Origin of the sequence: Nocardia beijingensis NBRC 16342 (assembly GCF_001612785.1) — a bacterium.
Lineage (GTDB): Bacteria > Actinomycetota > Actinomycetes > Mycobacteriales > Mycobacteriaceae > Nocardia > Nocardia beijingensis.
This window is the reverse complement of record NZ_BDBC01000025.1, coordinates 132,532-157,719: the sequence shown is the minus strand read 5'-3', so window position 1 is coordinate 157,719 and position 25,188 is coordinate 132,532. Positions and strand designations below refer to the sequence as shown.

The 25,188-nt window shown below is 69.6% G+C and carries 25 protein-coding genes and 1 riboswitch; of the genes, 15 read left to right on the top strand and 10 right to left on the bottom strand.

The window, feature by feature from the left end; translation table 11 throughout:
• Window positions 1-195 precede the first annotated feature (195 nt).
• Window positions 196-1,515, top strand: coding sequence for an ATP-binding protein (locus NB3_RS16650; protein WP_084486301.1), 1,320 nt, complete (start codon window positions 196-198; stop codon window positions 1,513-1,515).
• Window positions 1,516-1,609: 94 nt separating this feature from the next.
• Entirely contained in the window at window positions 1,610-2,245 is a 636-nt protein-coding gene (locus tag NB3_RS16645; protein WP_157111826.1) for a response regulator, read from the top strand.
• A gap of 32 nt (window positions 2,246-2,277) precedes the next feature.
• On the opposite strand, the gene NB3_RS16640 is transcribed toward NB3_RS16645, so the two are convergent.
• A complete protein-coding gene (locus NB3_RS16640) occupies window positions 2,278-3,399 on the bottom strand; it encodes a serine/threonine-protein kinase (RefSeq protein ID WP_067803599.1) in 1,122 nt (373 codons plus the stop codon).
• Between the two features lie 574 nt (window positions 3,400-3,973).
• Between NB3_RS16640 and imuA' the strand changes: the two genes are divergently transcribed.
• Both imuA' and NB3_RS16630 read left to right on the top strand, forming a co-directional pair.
• A complete protein-coding gene (gene imuA' / locus NB3_RS16635) occupies window positions 3,974-4,762 on the top strand; it encodes a DnaE2-dependent mutagenesis accessory factor ImuA' (protein ID WP_067803596.1) in 789 nt (262 codons plus the stop codon).
• Window positions 4,763-4,805: 43 nt separating this feature from the next.
• Window positions 4,806-6,386, top strand: coding sequence for a DNA polymerase Y family protein (locus NB3_RS16630; RefSeq protein WP_067803593.1), 1,581 nt, complete (start codon window positions 4,806-4,808; stop codon window positions 6,384-6,386).
• A gap of 7 nt (window positions 6,387-6,393) precedes the next feature.
• Here the strand turns inward: NB3_RS16630 and NB3_RS16625 are convergent, their stop codons facing one another.
• Entirely contained in the window at window positions 6,394-7,092 is a 699-nt protein-coding gene (locus tag NB3_RS16625) for a class I SAM-dependent DNA methyltransferase (RefSeq protein WP_067803590.1), read from the bottom strand.
• A gap of 215 nt (window positions 7,093-7,307) precedes the next feature.
• Here NB3_RS16625 and NB3_RS16620 point away from each other — a divergent pair, with 215 nt between their 5' ends.
• Complete coding sequence (locus NB3_RS16620; protein WP_244891933.1) at window positions 7,308-8,042, top strand: alpha/beta fold hydrolase; 735 nt, start codon at window positions 7,308-7,310, stop codon at window positions 8,040-8,042.
• A gap of 19 nt (window positions 8,043-8,061) precedes the next feature.
• Here NB3_RS16620 and NB3_RS16615 read toward each other — a convergent pair whose 3' ends face one another.
• Complete coding sequence (locus NB3_RS16615) at window positions 8,062-9,027, bottom strand: SDR family NAD(P)-dependent oxidoreductase (RefSeq protein ID WP_067803584.1); 966 nt, start codon at window positions 9,025-9,027, stop codon at window positions 8,062-8,064.
• A gap of 215 nt (window positions 9,028-9,242) precedes the next feature.
• On the opposite strand from NB3_RS16615, the gene NB3_RS16610 reads away from it, so the two are divergent.
• The 4 genes from NB3_RS16610 to NB3_RS16595 all read left to right on the top strand — a co-directional run bounded on the left by NB3_RS16610 (window position 9,243) and on the right by NB3_RS16595 (window position 14,383).
• The gene (locus NB3_RS16610; protein WP_067803582.1) at window positions 9,243-9,698 is read left to right on the top strand and encodes a hypothetical protein; all 456 of its coding nucleotides are present in this window, start codon (window positions 9,243-9,245) and stop codon (window positions 9,696-9,698) included.
• Between the two features lie 54 nt (window positions 9,699-9,752).
• Window positions 9,753-13,100 carry an error-prone DNA polymerase gene (locus tag NB3_RS16605; protein WP_067803579.1) on the top strand — a complete coding sequence of 1,116 codons (3,348 nt, stop codon included), beginning with the start codon at window positions 9,753-9,755 and terminating at the stop codon, window positions 13,098-13,100.
• 88 nt (window positions 13,101-13,188) lie between these two features.
• Window positions 13,189-14,193, top strand: a complete 1,005-nt coding sequence (locus NB3_RS16600; protein WP_067803576.1) for a DUF4349 domain-containing protein — start codon at window positions 13,189-13,191, stop codon at window positions 14,191-14,193.
• The gene (locus tag NB3_RS16595) at window positions 14,150-14,383 is read left to right on the top strand and encodes a DUF167 domain-containing protein (RefSeq protein ID WP_067803573.1); all 234 of its coding nucleotides are present in this window, start codon (window positions 14,150-14,152) and stop codon (window positions 14,381-14,383) included. Before NB3_RS16600 ends, NB3_RS16595 begins: the two co-directional genes overlap by 44 nt.
• Before the next feature lie 6 nt (window positions 14,384-14,389).
• On the opposite strand, the gene NB3_RS16590 is transcribed toward NB3_RS16595, so the two are convergent.
• From NB3_RS16590 to NB3_RS16580, 3 genes are all read right to left on the bottom strand, one after another.
• On the bottom strand, window positions 14,390-14,854 hold the full coding sequence (locus tag NB3_RS16590) for a tRNA (cytidine(34)-2'-O)-methyltransferase (protein WP_067803570.1): 465 nt from the start codon (window positions 14,852-14,854) through the stop codon (window positions 14,390-14,392).
• 105 nt (window positions 14,855-14,959) lie between these two features.
• A complete protein-coding gene (locus NB3_RS16585; RefSeq protein WP_067803567.1) occupies window positions 14,960-15,373 on the bottom strand; it encodes a type II toxin-antitoxin system VapC family toxin in 414 nt (137 codons plus the stop codon).
• Between the two features lie 5 nt (window positions 15,374-15,378).
• Window positions 15,379-15,621 (bottom strand): hypothetical protein, encoded by a 243-nt coding sequence (locus tag NB3_RS16580; RefSeq protein ID WP_067803564.1) that lies wholly within the window; start codon window positions 15,619-15,621, stop codon window positions 15,379-15,381.
• Window positions 15,622-15,819: 198 nt separating this feature from the next.
• On the opposite strand from NB3_RS16580, the gene NB3_RS16575 reads away from it, so the two are divergent.
• Both NB3_RS16575 and NB3_RS16570 read left to right on the top strand, forming a co-directional pair.
• The gene (locus tag NB3_RS16575; protein WP_067803692.1) at window positions 15,820-16,065 is read left to right on the top strand and encodes a DUF3017 domain-containing protein; all 246 of its coding nucleotides are present in this window, start codon (window positions 15,820-15,822) and stop codon (window positions 16,063-16,065) included.
• Between the two features lie 22 nt (window positions 16,066-16,087).
• Window positions 16,088-16,270: a winged helix-turn-helix transcriptional regulator gene (locus NB3_RS16570; RefSeq protein ID WP_084486296.1), complete on the top strand. Its 183-nt coding sequence runs from the start codon at window positions 16,088-16,090 to the stop codon at window positions 16,268-16,270.
• A gap of 55 nt (window positions 16,271-16,325) precedes the next feature.
• Here the strand turns inward: NB3_RS16570 and metX are convergent, their stop codons facing one another.
• From metX to NB3_RS16560, 3 genes are all read right to left on the bottom strand, one after another.
• Window positions 16,326-17,483: a homoserine O-acetyltransferase MetX gene (gene metX / locus NB3_RS16565; protein WP_067803561.1), complete on the bottom strand. Its 1,158-nt coding sequence runs from the start codon at window positions 17,481-17,483 to the stop codon at window positions 16,326-16,328.
• Window positions 17,480-17,626, bottom strand: coding sequence for a hypothetical protein (locus NB3_RS35050; RefSeq protein WP_157111823.1), 147 nt, complete (start codon window positions 17,624-17,626; stop codon window positions 17,480-17,482). The genes metX and NB3_RS35050 overlap by 4 nt, the downstream gene beginning before the upstream one ends.
• 86 nt (window positions 17,627-17,712) lie before the next feature.
• Window positions 17,713-17,823, bottom strand: a riboswitch (SAM riboswitch).
• A gap of 52 nt (window positions 17,824-17,875) precedes the next feature.
• Window positions 17,876-18,589: a TetR family transcriptional regulator gene (locus NB3_RS16560; RefSeq protein WP_067803559.1), complete on the bottom strand. Its 714-nt coding sequence runs from the start codon at window positions 18,587-18,589 to the stop codon at window positions 17,876-17,878.
• Window positions 18,590-18,680: 91 nt separating this feature from the next.
• Here NB3_RS16560 and NB3_RS16555 point away from each other — a divergent pair, with 91 nt between their 5' ends.
• The 4 genes from NB3_RS16555 (at window position 18,681) to NB3_RS16540 (ending at window position 24,242) form a co-directional block, all read left to right on the top strand.
• Window positions 18,681-20,216, top strand: a complete 1,536-nt coding sequence (locus tag NB3_RS16555; protein WP_067803556.1) for an MFS transporter — start codon at window positions 18,681-18,683, stop codon at window positions 20,214-20,216.
• 355 nt (window positions 20,217-20,571) lie between these two features.
• Entirely contained in the window at window positions 20,572-21,789 is a 1,218-nt protein-coding gene (locus tag NB3_RS16550; RefSeq protein WP_067803553.1) for an NADP-dependent isocitrate dehydrogenase, read from the top strand.
• Window positions 21,790-22,070: 281 nt separating this feature from the next.
• Window positions 22,071-23,303, top strand: a complete 1,233-nt coding sequence (locus NB3_RS16545; RefSeq protein WP_067803690.1) for an MFS transporter — start codon at window positions 22,071-22,073, stop codon at window positions 23,301-23,303.
• Between the two features lie 120 nt (window positions 23,304-23,423).
• Complete coding sequence (locus tag NB3_RS16540; protein WP_067803549.1) at window positions 23,424-24,242, top strand: toxin glutamine deamidase domain-containing protein; 819 nt, start codon at window positions 23,424-23,426, stop codon at window positions 24,240-24,242.
• A gap of 18 nt (window positions 24,243-24,260) precedes the next feature.
• Here the strand turns inward: NB3_RS16540 and NB3_RS16535 are convergent, their stop codons facing one another.
• Window positions 24,261-24,890 (bottom strand): TetR/AcrR family transcriptional regulator, encoded by a 630-nt coding sequence (locus NB3_RS16535; RefSeq protein ID WP_084486299.1) that lies wholly within the window; start codon window positions 24,888-24,890, stop codon window positions 24,261-24,263.
• Between the last annotated feature and the right edge of the window lie 298 nt (window positions 24,891-25,188).

Here is a 25,188-nt window from a genome sequence, read left to right as displayed (position 1 = left end):
GAATCGGCGCATCGGGGGGAACCCTGAAAAACAGCCTGAACACTTTGGACCGATCCACCGATGCAGCAAACTTTCAGCTATGCCAAGGTGTGCTCGGGCCTCGCCGTGTCCGCCCTGGTCGGCGCGGGTGTGGTCGAGCAAGATCAGGGTGAATCCCGATGCTGGCGGCTTCGTCGCCGTGCCAGTATCGAAGACATGTACCCGTCTGTTCCCGCGTTCGACACCCGGGGGTTCGACGCTGCCCGTGGGCCGGGGCCCGCGCCCGCGCCGGTCCCCTGGCCGCCGCAGGCGCGGATGGTCCGCCGGTCGGGCGGCCGGGTCGTCGGCGGCGTCGCGGGTGGCCTGGCGGATCATCTCGGCGTCGACGTGTTCAAGGTGCGGATGGCGTTCGTGCTGCTGTCCGCGCTGGCCGGGGCCGGCATCGTCGGGTACGGACTGCTGTGGATCTTCACGCCCGGCGGGTCCGATCAGGTCAAACCCTCCGGTGCGGAGCGGCGGCAGGCGATCGGGCTCGCGATGCTCGGGCTCGGGCTCGCGATCGCCGTGTCCTGGGTGTTCAGCGGCACGGCGGCGAAGGTGATCGCCCCGGTCATCGTGGTGGCGGTCGGCGCGGCGCTGGTGTGGCGAGAGTACGACGCCGACGGGCCGCGTTCGCTGCTCGGGCTGCCCGCGCGCCCTTCTGTGGTCACCTGGTCGCGCATCGTCGCCGGTGTGACGCTGATCGTGGCCGGTCTCGGTGTGGTGGTGCTGGCCAGGATCAATCTGAGCTCGATCGGATCGGCGCTGCTCGCGGTGGCGGTCACGCTGATCGGGGCGGGACTGCTGACGGTACCGCTGTGGCTGCGCATGATGCGCGCGCTGAACGCCGAGCGCGCCGCCCGCATCCGCAACGAGGAACGCGAGGAGATCGCCTCGCACCTGCACGACTCCGTGCTCCAGACGCTCGCGCTGATCCAGCGGCAGGCCGACGACCCGCAAGAAGTGTTGCGGTTGGCCCGGAGCCAGGAGCGGGAGCTGCGGAAATGGCTGTTCGAGGATGCCGGGCCCGCGCAGTCGAGCTTGGCCGCGGCCCTGCGGACCATCGCGGGCGAGGTGGAGGACCAGCACGGCGTGAAGGTGGCGCCGGTGACCGTCGGCGACGTATCGATGGACGTCGACGGCTCCGGTTCGGGTCTGCCGAAGGAACACTTCACCGCTCTGCTCGGTGCGAGCAGGGAAGCGCTGGTCAACGCCGCGAAGCACGCGGGTGTCCCGGAGATCGACCTGTTCGCCGAGGTGGAGCCGCATCAGGTGAGCATCTTCGTCCGTGACCGCGGCTGCGGCTTCGACCTCGCGGCCGTGCCGGAAGACCGTCGCGGCCTGGCGAAATCCATTCGCGGCCGGGTCGAGCGCCGCGGCGGCCAAGTGGACGTCCTGTCGACGCCGGGCCGCGGCACCGAGGTCCGAATCAGCATGCCGCGGACCGATTCCGGCTGCGCCACCCAGGACGAAGAGCCCGCCCGGTCCGCCCACTAGCGCGTTCCACGCCCGCGCGGGACGCGACGGGCATCCGGGGGACGAGTGTGGTACGGGTTGGGGGTCATGGGTCGGTTAGGAGAAGTAGGTGACCGTGCGGGTCTTTCTCGTCGATGATCATGCCGTCTTCCGGTCGGGTGTGCGTGCGGAATTGAGCCGTGAGGCGGACATGGAGGTGGTCGGGGAGGCCGGGGGAGTCGCGGAGGCGGTGGCCGGGATCAACGCCGAGCGACCGGACGTCGTCCTGCTCGACGTGCACATGCCCGACGGCGGTGGGGTGGCGGTGCTGGCGGGTATCGAGCCGGGGCCGGTGTGCCTGGCGCTGAGCGTGTCCGACGCGGCCGAGGACGTGATCGCGGTGATCAGGGCCGGGGCCAGAGGGTATGTCACCAAGACGATTTCGGGAGCCGAGCTGGCCGACGGCATCCGCCGGGTGGCGGGCGGCGACGCGGTCTTCAGCCCGCGCCTGGCCGGTTTCGTCTTGGACTCGTTCACCGGAAGGTCCCCGGTGCCCGAGCCGCCCCTCGACCCGGAACTCGACTCCCTGACCCCGCGCGAGCTGGAGGTGCTGCGCCTGCTCGCGCGCGGCTACACCTACCGCGAGATCGCCGAATCCCTCTTCATCTCGGTCAAAACGGTGGAGACGCACGCCTCCAACGTGTTGCGCAAGACGCAGCAGTCCAACCGCAACGCCCTGACCCGATGGGCCCACCGCCGCCGCATCGACTGATCGTCGTCCGGTTTCGCGCGGCCGGGTCGACGTCAGAGGACGGCGACGATGATCCCGATGATGATGATCAGGCCGATCAGCAGGCCGACGGCGATGGCCAAGGGGGCGTTGCCGGGCTGGGCGTTCTTGGCGCGCTGCGGTGGCGTGGCCGCGGCCGCGCCCGCGAGGTTGCGGTGCGGGCGGGGAAGCGGCGTGGAGTGCGGGCTGCGGATCCCGGACGCCGAGTTGCGCGCGGCCCAGAACGGGATGGTTCCGTCCTCGGTGCGGACGGGCGCGCCGAGAATGTAGGGCCCGGTGCCGGGACCGAAAGCGGCGGTGAGGATCTCGTCGCGCGCCTCGGCCATGGTCGGGCGGCGCTGCGGCGCGGGCTCCATCATGTGCAGCAGCGCCTGGGTGAGCATGCCGCTGCGGGTCGGCGGGATGATCTGCGCCATGGCGGCGCGGTGCACGATGACGTCGCTGTCCTCGTCGAAGCCGTACGGCGGCTGTCCTTCGATCGCGGTGTAGAGCGTGGCGCCGAGGGAGAACACGTCGCTGGCCTTGGTCGGTTGCGCTCCGCGCGCGACCTCGGGGGGCAGATAGGAGGGGGTGCCGGTGATCACGCCGTCCGGTTCGTCGAGCAGGTCGCCCGCACCGCGGGAGATGCCGAAGTCGCTGAGTTTCGCCATGCCGACGCCGGGACCGCGGTCGGCGACGAGGATGTTGCCCGGCTTGATGTCCCGGTGCACGATGCCGACCGCGTGCGCGGCGGCCAGCGCGTCGGCGACCTGGGCGCCGATCTGCGCGACCTCGATCGGCGGCAGCGTGTCGACCAGCGCCAGCGCCTTCGCCACACTGCGCGAGGGTAGGTGCTCCATCACCAGCCAGGGCTCACCGGCCTCGAGCACCACGTCGTACACGGCGATGGCGTGGTCGTGCGAGAGTTTCGCGGCGACCCGGCCCTCGTGCATGATCTGGTTGCGGACCGCGTCGGCTTCGGCCTCGTCGAGCCCGGCCGTGGTGAGCACCTGCTTGATCGCGACGTCCCGGTCCAGCAAACGGTCGTGCGCCAGCCATACCGCGCCCATGCCGCCGCCACCCAGCTTCGACTGGAGGCGGTACCGGCCTGCGACGAGATACTGGGGGCCGACAGTGGGACGAGCGCGTTCGGTCACGGGTGCAGGGTAGCGGAAAATGAGGCTAGCTGGCCTGATTCGTGTTCGCGCATAGGCGAGTACGAGGCACTGCTATGTGTCACACACGCTCTCGGTTGGGATGTGTGCCACAAACCATACCGAGGAACCGGGTGCCGAGCGTGGTGGCCGGACATGCGACACCATACCGAGGAACCGGTGCCGGTGGGTGGTAGCCGGTCGCGCGCCGGATCCCCGACGTGTCCGGCGGGTGGAAGGAAGCTGCGGCGGGGTTGCCCGGCGGCGGTCGCGGGGGGTGGAGACGACGGCTCGGCGGCCGCACCCGCGGAGAAGCGTGGATGCGATGCGCGGACTGCGTGGAGTGCCCGCCCTGCCTCTCGCGTCGGCGCCGTTTCGCTGGAACCCTGCGCGGAACCCGCATGGCCACGACACGCGCCCGCCGGACCCTTGACGGAAACCTAGGGGTCGGTTTCTACTGTCTCGGTATCGAACGTATATTCGATATCAATCGATAGCTGAATCGGTGCTGGCACTCGAATCGAGGGTCGCTCCGCATGCTTCGCCTCGGGTCCATCGTGGGAAGTAGGTGGTTGGGATGGGTTCGGATGCGATTTCGCAGGGAGGGGTGAATCGGGGCGCGCTGTCGCGCGGTGGTGGGCGGGAGGGTGCTCCCTCCCTGGCTGAGCTGCGCAGGCGTATGGCCGCGGTGCCGGGTCGCGGCGAATCGGCAGCGCAGCGTGTCCCACTCGGCGCCGAATCGCGCCGACCGGCATTGCCGGTGCCCGCGGCGCTCGCCCCCTTGTTGCCCGATGGTGGCTTGGTAGCGGGTTCCGTGGTGGCGTACACGGGGGCGAATTCGCTGCTGGCCGGTCTGCTCGCCGCGGTGACCGAAGGCGGCGGGCATGCCGCGGTGGTGGGCATGCCCCGCCTCGGCCTGCTCGCCGCGGTGGAGATGGGGGCGCAGCTGCGGCGGCTGGCCGTGATCGCCGATCCGGGCCCCGACCCGGTGGAGGTGGCCGCGGTGCTGCTCGACGGGCTCGATCTGGTCGTGCTCGGCCTCGGCGGCGCCGCCGTCGCGCCCGCTCGCAGCCGGGTGATCGCGGCGCGCGCCCGCAACAAGGGCGCCACCCTGGTGGTCGCCGACGGTCGCTGGCCCGGCGCGTCCCTCCAGCTCGATGCCCGCGTCGCGGGATACGCCGGTCTCGGCCGCGGGCGCGGGCGACTGCGTTCGCTCGGCTTGACCGTCGAAGTGCGCGGCAAGGCGGGACCGCCGCGGCGCGGGCGGTTGGATCTGTGCCCGAACGCGGGGCGCGTGGAATGGGTGCTGCGCGAGAAGGCGGCTCCGCCGGTCGAAGCCGTCGACACACAGGAGGCGGTGTCGTGAGTGCGGCGGCCCGCTCCTCGGCTCCTGCGGGTCGTGCGGCGCCGTGATCCGATCGAAGCGGGTGCTCGCCCTGTGGTGCCAGGACTGGCCCGCGGTCGCCGCCGCCGCGGTGGCGGGCCTGCCGGCGACGCGGCCGGTGGCGGTGCTGTTCGCCAACCGGGTGGTGGCCTGTTCGGCGCTCGCGCGGGCCGAAGGGGTGCGCCGCGGCCTGAAGCGCAGGGAGGCGCAAGCGCGCTGCCCCGAGTTGTTCCTCGCGCAACAGGATCAGGATCGGGACGCGCGACTGTTCGAACCGCTGGTCGCGGCGGTGGCCGCGACGGTGCCCGGCGTGGAGGTGCTGCGCCCCGGCTTGCTCGTGCTCGGTGCGCGCGGTGCCGCGCGGTTCTTCGGGTCCGAGGAGGCGGCGGCCGAGCGTCTGGTGGACGCGGTGGCCGCGGCCGGGGCGGAAGCGCAGATCGGGATCGCCGACGAACTGTCCACGGCGGTGATCGCCGCCAGGCACGCCGCGATCGTGCCCGCGGGGGCGGGAGCGCGGTTTCTCGCACCACTGCCGGTCGGTGAGCTCGCGGTCGAACCGAGCCTGGCCGCCCCGGAACGCGCCGATCTGGTCGATCTGCTGCACCGTTTGGGTCTGCGCCGGATCGGTGATTTCGCCGCGCTTTCCGCCGCGGAGGTCGCCTCCCGGTTCGGCGTCGACGCCGTGCTCGCGCATCGCTGTGCCAGGGCCGAGCCGGAGCGTCCGCCATCCGCGCGGCAGCCGCCGCCGGATCTGGTGGTGGAGTACCGCTGTGATCCGCCGATCGAGCGGGTGGACGCGGCCGCCTTCGCCGGTCGCCTGCTCGCCACCCGGCTGCACGGCGCGCTCGCGGCGGCCGGGCTGGCCTGCACCAGGCTTTCGGTGCATGCGGAAACCGAGGCGGGGGAGGGGCTTTCGCGGATCTGGCGCTGCGCAGAGCCGCTCACACCGGAGGGCACGGCGGATCGGGTGCGCTGGCAGCTGGACGGCTGGCTCACCCGGCGCGACGCCGCGCGGCCCACCGCGCCGATCACCGTGCTGCGGCTGGAACCGGTCGAGGTGGTCACGGCGGGTGCGCTGCAACTCGGGTTGTGGGGCGGGGACGGGGCGGAGGACGAGCGGGCTCGCCGCGCGCTCATCCGGGTGCAAGGGCTGCTCGGCGGGGAAGCGGTGCGGGTCGGGGTGCTGAGCGGCGGACGTGGACCCGCCGAACGCATCACCATGGTCGCGCTTGGTGACGAACTCGTCCCCGCGGCCGACCCCGCGCAACCCTGGCCGGGACGGCTGCCCGAACCCGCCCCCGCCGTGATCCTGCTGAACCGTCCGCTGGTGCGGCTGGAAGCCGCCGACGGCGCGCTGGTCAAGGTCACCGATCGCGCTCTGTTCGACGCCGACCCCGCGCTGCTGCGCTGGGGGAGCAAACAGTGGCGGCTCACCGGCTGGGCAGGCCCGTGGCCGGTGGACGAACGCTGGTGGTCTCCCGGCTCGGGCGACGCGGAATGCGCCGCCCGCGCACAGGTCCAGCTCGACGACGATACCGCGGCCAGCCGAGTGCTGCTGCTGCTCTATCGCGACGAAACCTGGTGCGCGGAAGGGCTTTACGACTGAGCAACCCTCAGTCCCGGCGCGACCACACGGTCGCCAACGTGAACGGATGTCCGCGCAGGGCCGCCCATTTCGGTTTGCGAGCCAGCCACGCGTCGTCGACCAGTGCCTCGGCTACTTCGGTGAGGACCCAGCCGGCGCCCAGCCCGGCCGACAAGTGCTCGCTGATCAAGTGCAGATGGGTGCTGATCGCCACCGGTTCACCCGAAGGGTCGGTGTAGTGCGTCGGCATTCCGGACACCATGATGAATTGCGGGTGGTAGCTGACCAGTACGCAGCGCGCGCCCGGCGCGGCCAGCCGCCACGCCTCCGCGTAGAACGGCGCCAGCTCCGGCAGGTGCTCGTCGATCAGGGACGCGATCACCAGGTCATAGGCGCCTTCCGGCAGGCCGGTGGCCCGCACGTCCGCTCGGGTCAGCGTGGTGTGGGCGCCGCGTTCCGCGGCCAAGGCCAGCATCCCCTGGCTCACGTCCACGCCGTCGATGTGCGGTATTCCGCGCTCGCGCAACCACGTTCCGGTTCGGCCGGTGCCGCAGCCGAGGTCGGCCGCGCGCCGCACCCCGTCGAGGTCGAGCCGCAATCGCCCGAGCAGAGCGAGATCCATCTCGTCGAGGACGGTCTGCTCGTAGGTGGGCGCCCAACCGTCGTATCCCGTGGCCACGTCGACGGTGCGGTAGTCGCGGCGGTCGAAATCGGCGAACGAGGGCATGCGGCGAGTATTGCTCCGAGTTCGCCCTTGCGCCAGGCATTTATCGCGCCACTCGAAACACCGCTGGGGACAACGGCCTTCGCGCGACCCGGATCTCCTCCCGGCAAGTGCCATCCGAACTGCGTTTTCGCCGTTGGGTGATCAGCGCTACACCGCGCGGGGGTGGGGCATGACTGCCGGTATCCTTCATTGTCGTGGATCTGACGCTTGGCCAGGTGACATTCGGAGATGTGCGGATCGCCTATCGGGATTCGGGGGTTGGCGCGGTCAGCGACATCCCCGTGCTGCTCGTGCACGGCATGGGCGGCGACGGGCACACGTGGGATCGATTCGCCCGTGTTCTCGTGCGATCCGGCCGCCGCGTGATCATCCCCGACCTCCGCGGACACGGCCGCAGCTCACACACCGATTCCTATCTTTTCGACGAGTTCGGCGACGATCTGCTGCGCCTGTGCGACCACTTGGAGCTGCCCGCGGTGGATCTGGTCGGGCATTCGCTCGGCGGTTACGCGGTGTCGCGCGTCGCGCAGGAACGTCCGGAACTCGCGCGCAGACTGGTCATCGAGGAATGCCCGCTCCCGCTGCGGTCCGGCGCCGAGGAATTGCGCCTGAACCGCCGGTTCCCCACCGTGCCCGAGCTGTGGCACGCCACCTCCAGCCTGGTCCTGCACCCCCGCGCGGTGCTCGCCTTCGACCGCTCCATGACGAAGTCCGCGCTGGAGCAGTTCCGCAAGCCGAATCCGGAGTGGTGGGACCGCCTCTCCGACATCACCGCGCCCACTCTGGTGTTGTGTGGCGGACCGGGCGGCATGGTCGACCCGGAAAAGCTCGCCATCCTGCGAGAGGGCATCAGCGACTGCACGGTGACCACCTTCACCTGCGGCCACAGCATCCACCGCGACCGCTATCCGGAGTTCGCCGCGGCGGTCCGGCCGTTCCTGGCGGGCTGATCCCGGGAGACGCCGAGACTCACCAATGGGTGCCGGGGACCCAGCGGGCAGCGCGCCGCAAGGCCGTGCCCGTGACGCGGCGCGTGGTTGATCGGGGCCGTGGCTCGGGGAGCGCGGCGGCGGATTCGGCCGGTTCGTGGGATGCCGTCGGCTCGCCTTTGGCCGCGGGGGAGTCGGGCAGGGCGCGGTAGTAGCGGTGCAGCACCCGATCGCGGATCTTCGGGGTGAGCAGCGCGCCGTACTCGGCGATGGTGCCCAGCGGCACGTCGATGCGCTTGGGGCGTTCGGTCAGCGCGCGCACGATGGTGGCCGCCGCCCATTCGGGCGACTCGGCGGGGCCCTGATCGCCACTCGGGGTGATCATCGGCGTGCGCACCAGCGGCATGTGGATGGTGGTGAACGTGACGCCGTCCGCCATGGTCTCGACGGCCGCCACCTCGGTGAACTTGTCCAGCGCCGCCTTGCTGGCCAGATATGCCGAGAACCGGGGCGTGGCGACCTGCACGCCCGCGCTGCTGATGTTGACGATGTGCCCGAACTTGCGTTCCCGCATCTGCGGCAGCAGTCCGAGGGTCAGCCGCAACGCGCCGAAGTAGTTCACGGCCATGGTGCGTTCGAAGTCGTGCAGCCGGTCGGTGGAGCGATGGATGGCGCGGCGGATGGAGCGGCCCGCGTTGTTCACCAGCATGTCCACGTGGCCGTGTTCGTTCAGAACGGCCTCGAGTACGCGGTCGACGGAGTCGGAATCGGTGACGTCGCAGGAATATCCGTAGGCCGAGCCGCCCGCGGCCCTGATCTCGTCGACGACCGCGGCGAGTACCTCGCCCCTGCGCGCGAGCAGGAACACGGTGGCGCCCTTGCCCGCTACCGCGAGCGCCGCCGCGCGGCCGATTCCGGAGGACGCTCCGGTGATGAGGACGTGCCGTCCGGTGAGGTCGCGGTGGTGGCGCCGGCGGCGGACGGGCTCAGCGGAGGCGTCGGTCATCGCTGCTGCTCCTTTGCAGATCGGGTGCCCATGAACTTACTCCGAAGTAAGTTCACTGCCAAGTGGTCTGCGTCACGTCCTCGTGCGGCCGCTCCGGTCGCCGCCGCGGCCCGCCCTTCCGCTCGAGAACCCCACGCGGCCTGCGGGTTTGCAAGTGCGCGAAACGCATCGAACAACTCTCGAAACGTTCGAACATATGTGCGATACTTCAGCGCATGTCGGACGATCGGATGGCGGAGGTGTTTGCCGCGGTGCGGCTCGGTGGCGTCGACCCCGCGGCGGGGCGACGGGCGTTGGAAAAGCTCTGGGACGAACTCGGCGAACACGGCGGAGCGTTGCAGCGCTGCGTGGTCGCGCACCATCTCGCCGATCTCCAGGAGGAGCCCGCCGAGGCGCTGCGCTGGGATCAGCGCGCCTTGGCGGCGGTCTTCGGGCCCGGCGTGCCGCTGGACGAAGGTCTGCGCGGCTTCTTGCCGTCGCTGTATCTGAATCTGGCCGACAGTCATCGCCGGGTCGGGGAGTTCGAAGTGGCCAGGATGCAGTTGGCCATCGCGCGCGGCCATCTCGACGTCCTCGCCTCCGATGCCTACGGCGCGCTCATCCGGGCGCGCCTGCGCGGTGTCGAGGACGCCTTGGCCGCCGGTTCCGTCGAGCGTCTGCGTGCGTCCTGACCTGCCTGTACATCTTCTGAGTTCGAATGTATGTTCGAGTCGAGGAGGTGAGTCGTGGGCTGGGGCAACGGACCGCCGAGCTGGGCGGAGATGGAGCGGGTGCTGTCCGGACGGGCGAGCCCGGACGCGGCGTATCCGGGTGACGGCGGCGACAGCCCGGCATGGTCGCGCAAGCGCGGTGAGTACCGTCCCGAGCCGGTGCGCCGCACCGATGAACCGCGGGTTCCGTACGCGGAGTTGCACGCGCATTCGGCCTACAGCTTCCTGGACGGTGCGAGTCAGCCGGAGGAACTGGTGGAGGAGGCGGTGCGGCTCGGCCTGACCGCGATCGCGCTCACCGACCACGACGGCTTCTACGGCACCGTCCGCTTCGCCGAGGCCGCCAAGGAATGGGACATGCCCACCGTCTTCGGGGCCGAACTGTCGCTCGGCACGGCACTCGAACCGCAGGCGCCCGCGCGCGGGCACGCCGCCGCTCCCGACTCGGCGCCGCGCACCGGCGCGCCGAACCCGGCCGGGCCGCACCTGCTGGTGCTGGCCCGCGGACAGGAGGGCTACCGCAGGCTTTCCCGTGAGATCGCCGCCGCGCACATGGCCGCGGGCGAGAAAGGCATCCTGCGCTACGACTTGGACACGCTCACCGCGGCGGCCGACGGGCACTGGCACATCCTCACCGGATGCCGGAAGGGGCATCTGCGCCAGGCACTCGACCTCGACTTGCGCGCGGGCAGCACCCGGCTCGAACGCGCGGAAGCGGCCCTGCGCGAGCTCACCGACCGCTTCGGCGCCGACCGGGTGAGCGTGGAACTCACCCAGCACGGCATCCCGGAGGACGACGAGCGCAACGCGCGTCTCATCGCCTTGGCCGATCGCGTCGGCCTGCCCGTGCTCGCCACCACCGGAGCGCATTTCGCCGCACCGAGCCGGCGCCGCAGGGCCATGGCGCTCGCGGCGATCCGGGCCAGGCAGAGCCTGGACGAGATGGCGGGCTGGCTGGCCCCTGTGGGTGGTGCGCACCTGCGGTCGGGGGCGGAGATGGCGCGATTGTTCGCCGACTGTCCGCAGGCGGTGGCGAACGCGGCGGCCCTGGCCCGCGAATGCGCCTTCGACCTGCAATTGATCGCCCCGAACCTACCGCCCTTCGACGTGCCTGCCGGCCACGACGAGCAGTCCTGGCTGCGCGAACTCGCCATGGCGGGCGCCGCGGCACGCTACGGGACCCCCGAGGAGAACCCGGCGGCGTACCGGCAGCTCGAGCACGAGCTCGCGGTGATCAACGACCTGGAATTCCCCGGCTACTTCCTGGTGGTGCACGACATCGTCAGCTTCTGCAAGGCCAACGACATCCTCTGCCAGGGCCGCGGTTCCGCGGCCAACTCCGCGGTCTGCTACGCGATCGGCATCACCAATGTCGATCCGGTGCGCAACCGGTTGCTGTTCGAGCGTTTCCTCTCCCCGGAACGCGACGGTCCGCCGGACATCGATATCGACATCGAGTCCGACCGCAGGGAAGAGGCGATCCAGCACGTCTACCGCAAGTACGGCCGCGAGTACGCCGCACAGGTGGCGAATGTGATCACCTATCGCGGCAAGTCCGCGGTGCGCGATGCCGCACGGGCACTGGGGTTCTCACCCGGCCAGCAGGACGCGTGGAGCAAGCAGGTGAGCCGCTGGACCGGTGTCGGCGCCGAGACGAACACCGACATCCCCGCCGAGGTGCTGGAACTGGCCGCCGACATCGAGGGCCTGCCACGGCATCTGGGCATCCACTCCGGCGGCATGGTGATCTGCGACCGGCCGATCGCCGACGTCTGCCCCGTGGAATGGGCGCGCATGCCGGGCCGCAGCGTCTTGCAATGGGACAAGGACGATTGCGCGGCCATCGACCTGGTGAAGTTCGACATGCTCGGCCTCGGCATGCTCTCCGCCCTGCACTACATGATCGACCTGGTGCGCGAGCACAAAGGCGAGACCGTCGAGCTGCACGCGCTCGATCTGGCCGAACCCGAGGTCTACGAGATGCTCTCGCGCGCGGACTCGGTCGGCGTCTTCCAGGTGGAGTCGCGCGCGCAGATGGCCACCCTGCCCCGGCTGCGCCCGCGCAGCTTCTACGACCTGGTGGTCGAGGTGGCGCTGATCCGTCCCGGCCCGATCCAGGGCGGGTCGGTGCATCCCTACATCCGCAGGCGCAACGGAGCCGAGGACGTCGTCTACGACCATCCGGCGCTGAAGAATTCGCTGGAACGCACACTCGGCGTGCCGCTGTTCCAGGAACAGCTCATGCAGATGGCCGTCGACGTCGCCGGATTCACCGCCGTGGAAGCCGATCAGCTGCGCCGCGCCATGGGCTCCAAACGGTCGCCGGAGCGCATGGAGCGCCTCAAAGCGCGGCTCTACCAGGGGATGCGCGAGCGGCACGGCATCACGGGCGAGGTCGCCGACCGCATCTACGAGAAGCTCTACGCCTTCGCGAATTTCGGCTTCCCCGAGAGTCATTCGCAGAGCTTCGCCTCGATCGTGTACTACTCGGCCTGGTTCAAACTGCATCATCCCGCGGCCTTCTGCGCCGGCCTGCTGCGCGCCCAGCCGATGGGTTTCTACTCGCCGCAATCGCTGGTCGCCGACGCGCGCAGACACGGGGTCGCGGTGCACGGTCCCGATGTCAACGCCAGCCGCGCCGATGCCACCCTCGAGGCGAAGGGCACCGAGGTGCGCCTCGGTCTCGCCGCGATCCGCCAGATCGGCGACGACCTCGCCGAACGCATCGTGGCCGCGCGGGGCGATCGGCCCTACACGTCCTTCCTCGACCTCACCGGCAGAGTGGAACTCACTGTCGCGCAAGCCGAATCGCTCGCCACGGCGGGCGCGCTCGGCAGTCTCGGCAGCACCCGCCGCGAAGCGCTCTGGGCAGCGGGCGCCGCCGCGGGCGAGCGCCCCGACCGGTTGCCCGGCACCGGCGCGGCCACCACCGCGCCCATGCTGCCCGGGATGAGCGATCTGGAGACGGCCGCCGCCGACGTCTGGGCCACCGGCGTCTCGCCGGGCAGCTATCCGACGCAGTTCCTGCGCCCGCACCTGGACGCCCTCGGCGTCATCCCCGCCTCCGGCCTGCTCACCGTGCCCGACGGCTCGCGGGTCCTGGTGGGCGGCGCGGTGACGCACCGGCAGCGTCCCGCGACGGCGGAGGGCGTCACCTTCCTCAATCTGGAAGACGAGACCGGCATGGTGAACATCGTCTGTTCGCTGGGGCTGTGGCGGCGTTACCGGCGTCTCGCCCAAGGCGCCGCCGCTCTGCTCATCCGCGGCCGGGTGCAGAATGCCGAGGGCGTGGTCAGCGTGGTGGCCGAACACCTACAGCGCATGGATCTGCGGATGGCGTCCAAATCGCGCGACTTCCGTTGAGCCCGTTGCTTTAAGGAAGTGTTAGAAGCGTTCTAGAGAACCGTTATGCGGGGCTTTTCCCGCAGGGGGAACGGCTACTGTGCCAGGCATGAGGAAGCAGCTTGCTGTGCTGTGCGTCGGCGTGCTGGGGTTGATCTTGCTCACCGGCTGCGGTGACGACGACGCGACGCCCGCCCTGGATCGGACATCATCGGTGCTCACCGGGCCGGGGCCGGCCGCCCCCGCGCTGGTGCCGCCGGGGCTGCACGAGCAGGCGCCGCCGAAGCGGGAGAACGATTCCGGCGCCGAACCGGCGACCACCCGCAAGGAGGTGGTCACCGGCAGCGTCGAGATCACCGCGGACGCGCCGGTCGCCGCGGCGGGAACCATCATCGACCAGGTGCGCGCCGCGGGCGGCCGAGTCGACAGCCGCACCGAGCAGCCCGGCACCGACGACACCGAGCCGAGCGCCACGCTCGTCGTCCGGCTGCCCGCGGACAAGACCGACGCGTTCATCGCGGGCCTCGGTGGCGTCGGACGGATCACCCGGGTCAGCACCAACCGCGACGACGTCACCATGCACTGGGAGGACCTGGACGCGCGGATCAAGGCGCTGCAAGCCTCGGTCGAGCGGCTGCGCGGACTCATCGCGGGCGCCACCACCACCTCCGACCTGATCGCCGCCGAGCAGGCGCTGTCGAGCCGCCAAGGCGAACTGGACAGCCTCACCGCGCAGAAACGCAAGCTCGACGACCAGGTCGTCCTGTCCACGCTGACCATCGACGTCAGCACCGATCCCAAGAAGTCCGGCGACGACCCCGACAGTTTCTGGGACGGCATCGTCTCCGGCTGGAATTCCCTGGTGGACTGGTTGCAGGACGCGATCGTGTTCAGCGGCAAGGCGATTCCGTGGCTCGGTTTCCTGGCGGTGGTGCTGGCCGTGCTGTGGGGCGTCGTGCGCCTGGTGCGGCGGCGCGGGCCCGCGCCGGGTGCGGAAGAATCGGCACCGGCTCCCGCGGAGCCGGTGAGCGGCGCCTCGGACGGCGCGGAAACCAGCGCAGGAGGCAAGCGTGCCGACGGTGGTCAGAGCGACGATCAAGCCGAACAGCCGTAAGGGTCCGCTGGTGGAGACCCTCGACGACGGCAGCCTGCAACTGTATGTGCGGGCTCCCGCTGTCGAGGGCAAAGCGAACAAGGCGGCCATCGAGCTGCTGGCCGGCCACTACGGAGTTGCCAAGTCCGCCGTCCGGTTGACGGCGGGCGCGACTTCCCGCTTCAAACGATTCGAGATCGACCTGCCCTGAGGCCGGTCAAACGCCGCCGGGGAAGCCGAGCTGGCGCCATGCTTCGTAGACGGTCACCGCGGCGGCGTTGGAGAGGTTCATGGAGCGGCGGCCGGGCAGCATCGGGATGCGCAGCCGGTCGGTGATGCGCGGGTCGGCCAGCACCTCCGCGGGCAGTCCGGTGGGCTCGGTGCCGAACAGCAGCACGTCGTTCTCCCGGTAGGCCACGTCGGTGAACCGCGTGGTGCCCTGCGTGGTGAACGCGAAGACCCGCTCCGGGCGCAGCGCCTCCCACGCCGTCGCGAGATCCGGATGCACCGTCACCGACGCCAGATCGTGGTAATCCAACCCCGCCCTGCGCAACTTCGGCTCCGACAGATCGAACCCCAACGGCTCGATCAAATGCAGATGACACCCGGTCCCCGCGACCAACCGGATCGCGTTGCCGGTATTCGGCGGAATGCACGGCTCGTGGAACATCAGATGGAACACGGGTGTCAGTCAACCAGGTGATCGAAAGCGACCGCGAACGGCGATCCCTGGCTCGTGGGCCCTCGGAGAACCGGCTGACTTCCGCCGCCGGTCGAAACGAAGCGGTCAGTCGGGCAGGAGCCGCAGATGCGCGCGATGACGCGTGCGGACCGCGCTGAAGTGTCTGCGATCCAAGGTCGCGATCTGGTGCGCATCCAATCGTTCGGCGACGGCAAGCACGGCGGCATCGACGGCTCCCAACGGGAAGTCGGCGTATTTACGAATCAGCTCGGCCATACGCAACAGATCCGCTGAGGTGAGATCTACAATGCGGATCTCCTCGTTGGCGATCGATTCCAGGAACGTAGCTTCAGCCGCAGGCCCGACGCGGGTCTCCACGAAATAGCAGACTTCCGTCAGCACGGGGCTCGGGACGAGCAGCGGACCGGGGTGGGTCTCCAAAAGATGCAGGCAGCGCTGATGATCAGCGTCGTTCTTGTTCAGGACGGCCACGAGCGGCCCTGTGTCGCAGACGATCACCGGGTTTATTCGCCCAGCTCTTCGTGCAGGATCTCCTCAGACCTCGCGGCGAGATCGGGTTCGGCGTGCATCAGGCCGGCGAAGGACAGATGCCGACGCCGTTCGCCGCCGATCTCGGCGGGAGGGGTTTGCTGTGGAACATCGGTGACGACCAACTGCAACGCGACAGCTCGCAGCGCATGTGCTTGATCAGGCGTGAGCCGATCGACCAGGCGATGCAGGTCTTCGTAGTCGTGCGCTGCGGTCATGCCGTCGATTGTAGTGAGGACTGAGCCGGTGGGGCGCTCCGACGAACGCGCCGTTGCATCCCGGCGGAGGTGCCCAGACCGGTCGGAGGTCGGGCGGTCTGCGAGAATCGGGGGGTGACCGATGCCGACACCCCTATTTCGGAGCACCGGGCGGGGGCCCGCGGTTTGTGGGCGGAGTTCTTGCGCTCCCATCTGCCTATGGTGGTCGTGACGCTGGTCATCGCGGTGGCGGTGGTGTTCGTGGCGTCCGATCGGTGGCGGCGCGGGGCGTTCTTCTTCGGGGGTGCGACGCTACTGGCCGCGGCGTTCCGGCTGTGTCTGCCGACCGCGCGGGTAGGGCTGCTCGCGGTGCGCGGCAAGCCGTTCGACGTCGGCGCGCTGACGCTGCTCGGCTCGAGCATCCTGTTCCTCGCGGCCACGATCAACACCCTCGGCGTCGGCTGAGGGCCGACGAGCGGCGCAGACGTTGCGGCAACTCGAGGCGGACGGATTCGTCACGCGCACAGTGCATCCCGCGATCCCGCCGCGGGTCGACTACACGCTCACGGAGCTGGGGCACAGCCTGCGCACGCCGATAGCGGCGTTGCGGGAGTGGATCGAGACCAACATCAACCGCATCGAGGCGGCGCGACGAGCCGCGGCGCGCTGAGGGCGGACGGCATCACAGCGCGGGGGCGCTGCCCAGGCGCGAGTAGCGCGGGCTTTCAGCGTCCGGGTCGCATACCGGCGCGGGCCAGCCGCATGGTCTCGGTCAGCAGTTTCGACACCGCCGCTGCTTCGGTGAGGAATCCGTCGTGCCCGTCGCGCGAGTGCACGATCTCCAACCCGTCGCAACCGGGCAGCAGATCGGCGAGTTCCTGCTGGGTCCGCAGCGGATACAGCCGGTCGGAGTCGACGCCGCCGACCACGCACGGCACCGGCGTCGCCGCGAGCGCCGCCTCGATGCCGCCCCGGCCCCGGCCGACGTCGTGGCGGTTCATCGCCTCGGTCAGCAGGACGTAGGTGGCGGGATCGAAACGCTTGCAAAGCTTCTCGGCCTGATGGTCCAAGTAGCTCTGCACCGCGTAGCGGCCACCGTGCCACGGGTCTTCGCCGTCCTGCGGCTTGTTCTCGAACCGGTGATCCAGCTCGAACTCGGTGCGGTAGGTCAGGTGCGCGATCCGCCGGGCCAGGGCCATTCCCGTCGTCGGAGCGCGTCCGGTGCCGTGGTAGTCACCGCCCTGCCAGTCCGGATCGGCCTCGATCGCCGCGATCTGGGTGGTCTGGGTGCCGATCTGATCGGCGGTGGCGCGCGCCCCCACCGCGAGCACCAGCGCCGCGGCGACCCGCTCCGGTGCGCCGACCATCCACTCGAGCACGCGCATGCCGCCCATGGACCCGCCGACCACGGCGGCGAGCCGTTCGACGCCGAGCAGGTCGAACAGCGCGGCCTCCGCGGTCACCTGATCGCGGATGGAGATCTCGGGAAACCGTGAGCCCCAAGGCTTTCCGTCCGGCGCGGTGCTGGACGGCCCGGTGCTGCCCTTGCATCCGCCGAGCACGTTCGTCGCGATCACACACCATTCGTCGGTGTCCAGCGGCGCGCCCGGCCCGACCATGCCGTCCCACCAGCCGGGCTGCGGGTGCATGTCGTCGGCCCTGCCGACGACATGCGAGTCGCCGGTGAGGGCGTGCTCGACCAGCACGACGTTGTCCAGCCCGGGGGAGAGTTCGCCCCAGCGCTGCACCGCGAGGTGGACGTCCGGGATGACCGCGCCGTTCTCCAGTCGCACGTCCCCGATGGCGATGGTGCCGAGCTGTCCGTCCGGCGGCGGCAGGGCGATGCCGGAGGTCAGCGAGCTCGATTCGGTGTTCACGGTCATGTCGCCGCCGCGAAATCGGCGGGCAGGTCGGCCGGGAGGTTCTGCGGCGGGAGCGAACGCACGATCCCGAACTCGGCACCGTGGCTGTGCGGGCCCGACTGCGCCCGGCCTCGCTCGGCCCCGGACGCGGTGAATTCACTCATGGTTTGCTCCCAAGCAGGTGTTCGCCGGTACAGCAGGGGTTAGCGGTGTGTGGGTGACGAACAACAACACATGCCGGCGACCTCCTGTTACGCGCTTGCCCCCGGCTCTCGGGAGCCAGGTCATCACCCGGAGCACCCCACCGCGGCTGGAGGGTTGCCGACCAGCGAGCCGGGGCTTGGCGCTGGTACTCATGACCTGCCCGGCATCATAACCGGCGGGCGGTCAGCGCCCGAAATCCTCCGGTGAACTCACTGGTCCGCGGGGGTCGTGGCCCCGCAGCAGGTGCGCAGGAACTCGTCATAGGTCTCGGTGAACGCGGCCCGGCCCGCCCTGGCCGCGGTCACCGGGTCGTCGCCGAGGAACACGTCGTCCGAGCACTCCATGCCGATGTGGCCGATCAGTTGCCAAGCGCCGACGATGAGCCGCACCGGGCGCGCGTCCGGTGCGGTGCCGAGGCGCTCGGCGACCACCGCCGCGATCGCGGTGTTCTTGTTGTCGGCGTGTTCGGTGTTGCGCGCGGCGACCGATGGGCTGCTGCGCAGGATCCGCTGCATTTTCTGGAATTGCCGAAACGACAGCGGATCGGCCTCACCCGCCGCGGCGGCTCGATCGACCACGTGCAGGAAGGCCTGGCGCAGCGCGCCGAGTTCGTTGCCGGTGCGGGGCAACTCGCGCAGCGTCTCGGCGACGGTGCGCCCGAAATCCTGGACCGGGCCGAGGACGATGTCCTCTTTGCTGTCGAAATAGCGGTTGATCGTGCGCGGCGAGACGTCCGCCGCGTTGGCGATCTGCTCGATCGTGGTCGCGTCGAAGCCATGCGTGTCGCACAGGTCGAGGGCCGCGGCGATGATGCGCAGCCTGGTTTGTTCCTTCTTGCGTTCGCGCAGGCCCTGGGCCGCCGGACCGCCGGCGGCGCGGTCGGCCGCTGCGCCCGCGCCCGTCGGCGCCGATGACTCGAGCATGCCCCCATGCTAACGCAACCTGCCGTTTTCCTGTCCTTAACGGTCAAATGTCGTATCGCGACATTTTTCGCTTGACGACAAATGTCGCTCGATGACAGGATGGCTCGAGACATCAAGGGACGAGGAGAAGACCGTGACGGAGACGGTGACAGCGGCGCACACGCCGTGGAAGGCGAGCGGTTCAGCGCGGTGGCTAGCGCTGGCAGTGATCGCATTGGCCCAGCTCATGGTGGTGCTGGACGCCACCATCGTGACCATCTCGCTGCCGTTCGCGCAGCGTGATCTCGACATCAGCGACGGCAACCGGCAATGGATGCTCACCGCCTACACGCTGATCTTCGGTGGCCTGCTGCTGCTCGGCGGCAGGCTGGCCGACTACCTCGGCCGGCGCCGGATCTTCATCGTCGGCCTGATCGGCTTCGCGAGCGCCTCGGCGCTGGCCGGTCTCGCCCAGACCGGCACGGAACTGTTCGCCGGCCGCGGGCTGCAAGGCGCGTTCGCCGCACTGCTGGCCCCGGCCGCGCTCTCGCTGCTGTCGGTGACCTTCACCGAGCCCGGCGAGCGGGCCACCGCGTTCGGCGTGTTCGCGGGCATCTCCGCGGGCGGCGCGGCCCTCGGCCTGATCGCGGGTGGCGCGCTCACCGAATACGCCTCCTGGCGCTGGTGCCTGCTGGTCAACACGCCGATCGCACTGATCGCCCTGCTCGGCGCGCTGGCCTGGGTGGCGAAGGACGTGCCCGCGCCGCGCAGCGGGGGATACGACGTGCCCGGTGCCGTCACCGTGACGCTCGGCCTGATCGCCATCGTGTACGGCTTCAGCCGCGCCGCCGACGACGGCTGGCTGGCAGGCAGCACCCTCGCGCTGCTGGTCGCCGGACTGGCCCTGCTCGTCGCCTTCGTCGCGATCGAGCGGCGCTCGTCGAACCCGCTGCTGCCGCTGCACATCCCGGGGGAGATCAACCGGGGCGGCGCGTTCCTGGCCGCGCTGCTCATCCCGATCGCGATGTTCGCGATGTTCCTGTTCCTCAGCTTCTACTTCCAGATCACGCTGGGTTACTCCGCGCTGAAGGCGGGCTTCGCGTTCCTGCCCTTCCCGGCGGGCATCGCGATCTCGGCGGGTGTCACCAGCGCCCTGCTGCCGAAACTCGGCCCGCGTCCGCTGATGCTGGCGGGGGCCGTGCTCGGGGTCATCGGCCTGGTACTGCTGGCGCAGCTGAGCTACGGCGACAGCTTCCTCGCCGGGGTGCTGCCCGCTCAGGTGCTCATCGCGCTCGGCATGGGTCCGCTGTTCGTCGGCATGCAGACGGTAGCGCTGCATCAGGTGGAAGAAGCGGACTCCGGCGTCGCCTCCGCGTTGCTGAACGCGGCGCAGCAGGTCGGCGGCGCGGTCGGGACGGCGCTGTTGACCACCATCTCGGTGCAGGTCGCCAAGACCTTCGCGCAGGACAACCCCGGCATCGACAACCTGGCCGCCCGGGCCGCGATCCACAGCTATGACGTGGCCTTCTACGTCGGAGCCGGGTTCTTCCTCGCGGCTGTCCCGATCATCGCGCTGATGATCCGGGACCGGCCGGAGAACCTGATCGAGGGTTCCGAGGACGGGGCGCGGCTGCCGGTCGCGGTCTGATCCGCTGGAACGCGGCCCGCGCGATGTGCTCACGTCGCGCGGGCCGCATTGTGTGCTGGAAGGTTGCCGAGCCCGCGCGGAAGGCGGATCATGGCGGCGACGGCGGTTGCGCGGGCGCCCGCCGAGGCGCTGGAAGGCATTGCCTACCAATCGGTAACAAAGGTGGTCCAGCTCACTCCGGGGGCTGCCCGTGCGGTGAGGACTTCGGCAGCAGTACGCTTGTCTTGTTTGCACCACATGTCCCGCCGACAACGCGGGACATATACGTTGTCTGTTGGAACAGCTGGGGTCCGCTCACAAGCGTGTTCGCCTGGCCGTGCAATGAGGGCACCATCCTAGGAGGACACGAAGATCCATGTCCAAGATCAAGGTTGAAGGCACCGTCGTAGAACTCGACGGCGACGAGATGACCCGGATCATCTGGCAGTTCATCAAGGACAAGCTGATCCACCCCTATCTCGACGTGAACCTCGAGTACTACGACCTCGGCATCGAATACCGCGACAAGACCGACGATCAGGTGACCGTCGACGCCGCCGAAGCCATCAAGAAGCACGGCGTCGGCGTGAAATGCGCCACCATCACCCCGGACGAGGCGCGGGTCAAGGAATTCGGCCTCAAGAAGATGTGGCGCTCGCCCAACGGCACCATCCGCAACATCCTGGGTGGCACCATCTTCCGCGCCCCGATCATCATCTCGAACATTCCGCGCCTGGTGCCCGGCTGGACCAAGCCGATCATCATCGGCCGTCACGCCTTCGGCGACCAGTACCGCGCCACCGACTTCAAGGTGTTCCAGGGCGGCACCGTCACCGTGACCTTCACCCCGGACGACGGCAGCGAGCCGATCGTGCACGAGGTCGTGAAGATGCCGGAAGAGGGCGGCGTCGTCATGGGCATGTACAACTTCCGCAAGTCCATCGAGGACTTCGCGCGGGCGTCGTTCAACTACGGCCTGCAGCAGAACTACCCGGTGTACATGTCGACGAAGAACACCATCCTCAAGGCCTACGACGGCATGTTCAAGGACACGTTCCAGGACATCTTCGACGCCGAGTTCAAGAGCCAGTTCGACGCCGCGGGCCTGACCTACGAGCACCGGCTGATCGACGACATGGTCGCCTCCTCGATGAAGTGGGAGGGCGGCTACGTCTGGGCGTGCAAGAACTACGACGGCGATGTGCAGTCCGACACCGTGGCGCAGGGCTTCGGCTCGCTGGGCCTGATGACCTCGGTGCTGCTGACCCCGGACGGCCGCACCTGTGAGGCCGAGGCCGCGCACGGCACCGTCACCCGGCACTACCGCCAGCACCAGCAGGGCAAGCCGACCTCGACCAACCCGATCGCGTCCATCTTCGCCTGGACCCGCGGGCTGGAGCACCGCGGCAAGCTGGACAACACCCCCGAGGTGATCGGCTTCGCGCAGACCCTGGAGGACGTCGTCATCAAGACCGTCGAGGGCGGCCAGATGACCAAGGATCTCGCGCTGCTCGTCGGCGGTGACCAGGGCTATCTGAGCACCGAGGAGTTCCTCGGCGCGCTGGACGCCAACCTGGCTCGCGCGCTGCGCTGAGCTCACGCGGGCCGAGCCGCGGCGCTCGGCCGACGCCGGCGCTGGGTGCTCACCCAGCGCCGGGCCTGAACATCGGGCACCCGCCCCACCATCGGTGGAACGGGTGCCCGGATTGTTTTCACGGCCGATTCGCCGGACCGTGGGCGCAGGTCAGCTCACCCCGACTCCGGCAGGACCGAGCGGTGCGCCGGTTGAACGGACCTGCGTCATTCATGCTCTCGGTGGGCGAACTCACGTTCGCCGGGGAAGCGAACCCGGGCCGGGGCCGGTTACATGAACACGTGACCAGCCCCGCGATCGCCAGCACCACCGCTCCGCCCGGACGCACCGATTGGCACGTGCCCGCCATGCTCGCGCTGGCCCTCGGCGGATTCGGGATCGGCACGACCGAATTCGTCACCATGGGTTTGCTGCCGGATATCGCCTCGGCCGTCCACGTCTCGGAGCCGACCGCGGGGCACGCGGTGTCGGCCTACGCGCTCGGCGTGGTGATCGGCGCGCCCCTGATCGCGGCGCTGTGCGCGCGGGTGCCGCGCAAGCGGTTGCTTGTCGCGCTCATGGTGGCGTTCACCGTGGGCAACGCGGCGACCGTCCTGGCGCCCTCGTTCGGGACGCTGGTAATCGCGCGGTTCGTCTCGGGATTGCCGCACGGCGCCTACTTCGGCGTCGCCTCGCTGGCGGCCGCGACTCTCGCCCCGGCGGGACAGCGGGCCAAGGCTGTTGCCGCGGTTATGCTGGGATTGAGCGCCGCCAATGTTGTCGGCGTTCCCGCAGCTACCTGGCTCGGCCAGCATCTCGGCTGGCGCGACGCGTTCGTGGTCGTCGCGCTGATCGGCGTCACCACCGTGGCGGCGCTGCTGCGCTTCGTTCCCGAACTCACCGGCATCACGATGACCAATCCGATGACCGAACTCGGTGCGCTGCGCCGTCCACAGGTGCTGTTGACGCTGCTGGTCGGCGCTGTCGGATTCGGCGGCATGTTCGCCGTCTACACCTACATCGCGACCACCCTCACCGACGTCGCCGGTATGCGGACCGGGGCGGTTCCGTTGGTGTTGATGCTGTTCGGCGTCGGCATGGTGATCGGCAACATCGTCGGCGGCGTGCTCGCCGACCGTGGCGTGGACCGTGCCGTCGGGCTGTCGATGATCGCGATGACCGTGATCCTCGGCGGGTTCGTCGCCGCCGCGCACAACCCGTACACCGCGGCCTTCGGCGCGCTACTGGTCGGCGCGTCCGGGGCCGCGCTGGCGCCCGGACTGCAAACCCGCCTGATGGACGTCGCGGCCGACGCCCAAACCCTCGCCGCCGCCCTCAATCACGCCGCTCTGAACATCGCCAACGCCGCGGGCGCCTGGCTCGGCGGCCTGGTCATCGCCGCAGGTCTCGGTTACACGGCCCCCTCCGTAGTCGGCGCCATCCTGGCCGCGACCGGCGTCGCGTTGTTCACCGTAACCGTCTGGGTCGCGCGGAAATCGCACCCGGGACGGCGTACACAACCGGCGGCGCGGTAGCGACCGAAGTACGGCCCGACCAGCCGAGGGCAGGCCATGACAAGACAGCGGTAAGGCGACGTTAAGCCGCTCGTTGGACCGTGAACACATGAGTCCCCCCGGTTCGCAGACGAAGCCGAGATGAAGGGCCCGTTGTCCGAGGCCCTCGACGAGGTACGCCGAAGACTGAAAGGCAGGCTGGGCCCTGCGAAGGATTCCGTCGAGGGTCGTGCTACCGCAGGTGGGGCACTGGATCAGTACTACCGAGCGCAGGGCGAGACCTTACGCACAAGTGCAAGCGAGTTCGATCGGGCCGATCGCGAAGGCGCGGCAGCACTCGCCGGTATCGCCCCGGAGCCGGCGGGATCGCCGCTGGCGGCAAAGCGATTCGGCGACGCGAGCGCTGTGCCGCTGGCCGAGATTCGCCCTGCGGGGGTGACCAGGTTGATCCGCAACGCGCATCAGCCGACGGCGGTGGAGGCCGATGCCATGCGGCGAGCTTACGCGGCCCAGACCGCGATCATGTCGCGGATCGGTGACCGTCCACCGACCCTCGCCGAGGTGCGGCAACTCCTCGCGCTGGTCAACCCCACCAGATCGCGGACGGCTGGCAACTGCATGGAGTGTTCATGGGCGGTGCGCGATATCTTGGCCGGCCGTCCCGCGGTCGCCGGTCCGAGCGGTGCCCAGAAGTTCATCGAGCCCTCGACGGAACGCTTCCACGGCGACAGCCACCGCGAAATCCACGAGGCGATATCGGAGAAGCTGCGCGAGCCGGGGCAGAACGCGATCATGTCGGGGAACCGATACTCCGACGCCTTCGGCCACCACTACAACGTCGCCAACATCGATGAGGACATCTACTACCTCGACGGGCAAACCGGCATCGTGACAGGCGAGAACATCGTCCCCGACGGGGATTACTACGTCGTGTTCCCGATGTGGGACAACAGTGCGTGATCGCGTCGCACAAGGTCGTCAGCCGTCGTGCCCGTCGGAATCCGGGCTCGCCGGGGCGGACGGGGACGGTCCGGCGGGGCGGGCGGCCAGGGCGCGGTCGGCGATGTCGCGCAGATGCGCCGAGGCGCGCCCCCACCGGCGGCGGGCTCGCTCGTCGTCCGGATCGATGAAGTTCGAGATCAAGATGCCGCGCAGCGCGTCCATCGCCGTGTAGATGAAGTCGCGTGCTTCCTTGCGCCGCACGTCGTCCGGCACGAAACGGGCCACAGCGAGCAGGACGGCGTTGTTGACGAACGGCTCGACTTTCTCCATCGCCGCGGCGAGCACCGGGTCGGTCCGTCCGGCGACCCACAGTTCGACCGTCGCGATGAACAGCGGACCCTGGTGCAGGTCCCACAGGAAATCCAGCGCCGCCGCCACCGGATCGTCGCCCGCTTCGACGCGCGACATCTCCCGCATGGCGGTCTCGGCGCGCAGCTGTGCCAGATGGCTGATCGCGGCCACCACCAGGTCGGTTTTCGAACCGAAGTGATGGACCTGGGCGCCGCGGGTCACCCCCGCGCGTTCGGCGACCCGCGGCGTGGTGGTGCCCGAGTATCCGTACTCGACCAGACAGTCCACCGTCGCGTCCAGCAACCGGGCGCGCATCTCGGTGCTGCGCTGCTCCTGCGTCCGGCGCTGCTGCTTCACGACTACGCTCCTGGCCACCGCACGATCTTACACTTACATACAGTGCTGTATGTTCTGCCATTCGTCGGCATCCGGTTCGCCGAGCGCGGGCGGACCTTTCCGCTGGCTCAAAATCCCCACGTAGTCGACTTCGGGGAAAACAAGCATGTCTCACTGTATGTCGCAGGTGAGATGCAATCGGCTGGTTACCCGCCTTGTCTCGGACTTGCTAGGTAAGGCCCTTGTTCACTTACATACAACCTTGTATGTTTGTTTC

Coding starts and splice junctions, on each gene's coding strand:
- NB3_RS16650 (WP_084486301.1), top strand. CDS start 196: ATGTACCCGTCTGTTCCCGCGTTCGACACCCGGGGGTTCGACGCTGCC.
- imuA' (WP_067803596.1), top strand. CDS start 3,974: ATGGGTTCGGATGCGATTTCGCAGGGAGGGGTGAATCGGGGCGCGCTG.
- NB3_RS16625 (WP_067803590.1), bottom strand. CDS start 7,092: ATGCCCTCGTTCGCCGATTTCGACCGCCGCGACTACCGCACCGTCGAC.
- NB3_RS16615 (WP_067803584.1), bottom strand. CDS start 9,027: ATGACCGACGCCTCCGCTGAGCCCGTCCGCCGCCGGCGCCACCACCGC.
- NB3_RS16610 (WP_067803582.1), top strand. CDS start 9,243: ATGTCGGACGATCGGATGGCGGAGGTGTTTGCCGCGGTGCGGCTCGGT.
- NB3_RS16600 (WP_067803576.1), top strand. CDS start 13,189: ATGAGGAAGCAGCTTGCTGTGCTGTGCGTCGGCGTGCTGGGGTTGATC.
- NB3_RS16580 (WP_067803564.1), bottom strand. CDS start 15,621: ATGACCGCAGCGCACGACTACGAAGACCTGCATCGCCTGGTCGATCGG.
- NB3_RS16575 (WP_067803692.1), top strand. CDS start 15,820: ATGGTGGTCGTGACGCTGGTCATCGCGGTGGCGGTGGTGTTCGTGGCG.
- metX (WP_067803561.1), bottom strand. CDS start 17,483: ATGACCGTGAACACCGAATCGAGCTCGCTGACCTCCGGCATCGCCCTG.
- NB3_RS35050 (WP_157111823.1), bottom strand. CDS start 17,626: ATGAGTGAATTCACCGCGTCCGGGGCCGAGCGAGGCCGGGCGCAGTCG.
- NB3_RS16560 (WP_067803559.1), bottom strand. CDS start 18,589: ATGCTCGAGTCATCGGCGCCGACGGGCGCGGGCGCAGCGGCCGACCGC.
- NB3_RS16555 (WP_067803556.1), top strand. CDS start 18,681: ATGACAGGATGGCTCGAGACATCAAGGGACGAGGAGAAGACCGTGACG.
- NB3_RS16550 (WP_067803553.1), top strand. CDS start 20,572: ATGTCCAAGATCAAGGTTGAAGGCACCGTCGTAGAACTCGACGGCGAC.
- NB3_RS16540 (WP_067803549.1), top strand. CDS start 23,424: ATGAAGGGCCCGTTGTCCGAGGCCCTCGACGAGGTACGCCGAAGACTG.
- NB3_RS16535 (WP_084486299.1), bottom strand. CDS start 24,890: ATGCGCGCCCGGTTGCTGGACGCGACGGTGGACTGTCTGGTCGAGTAC.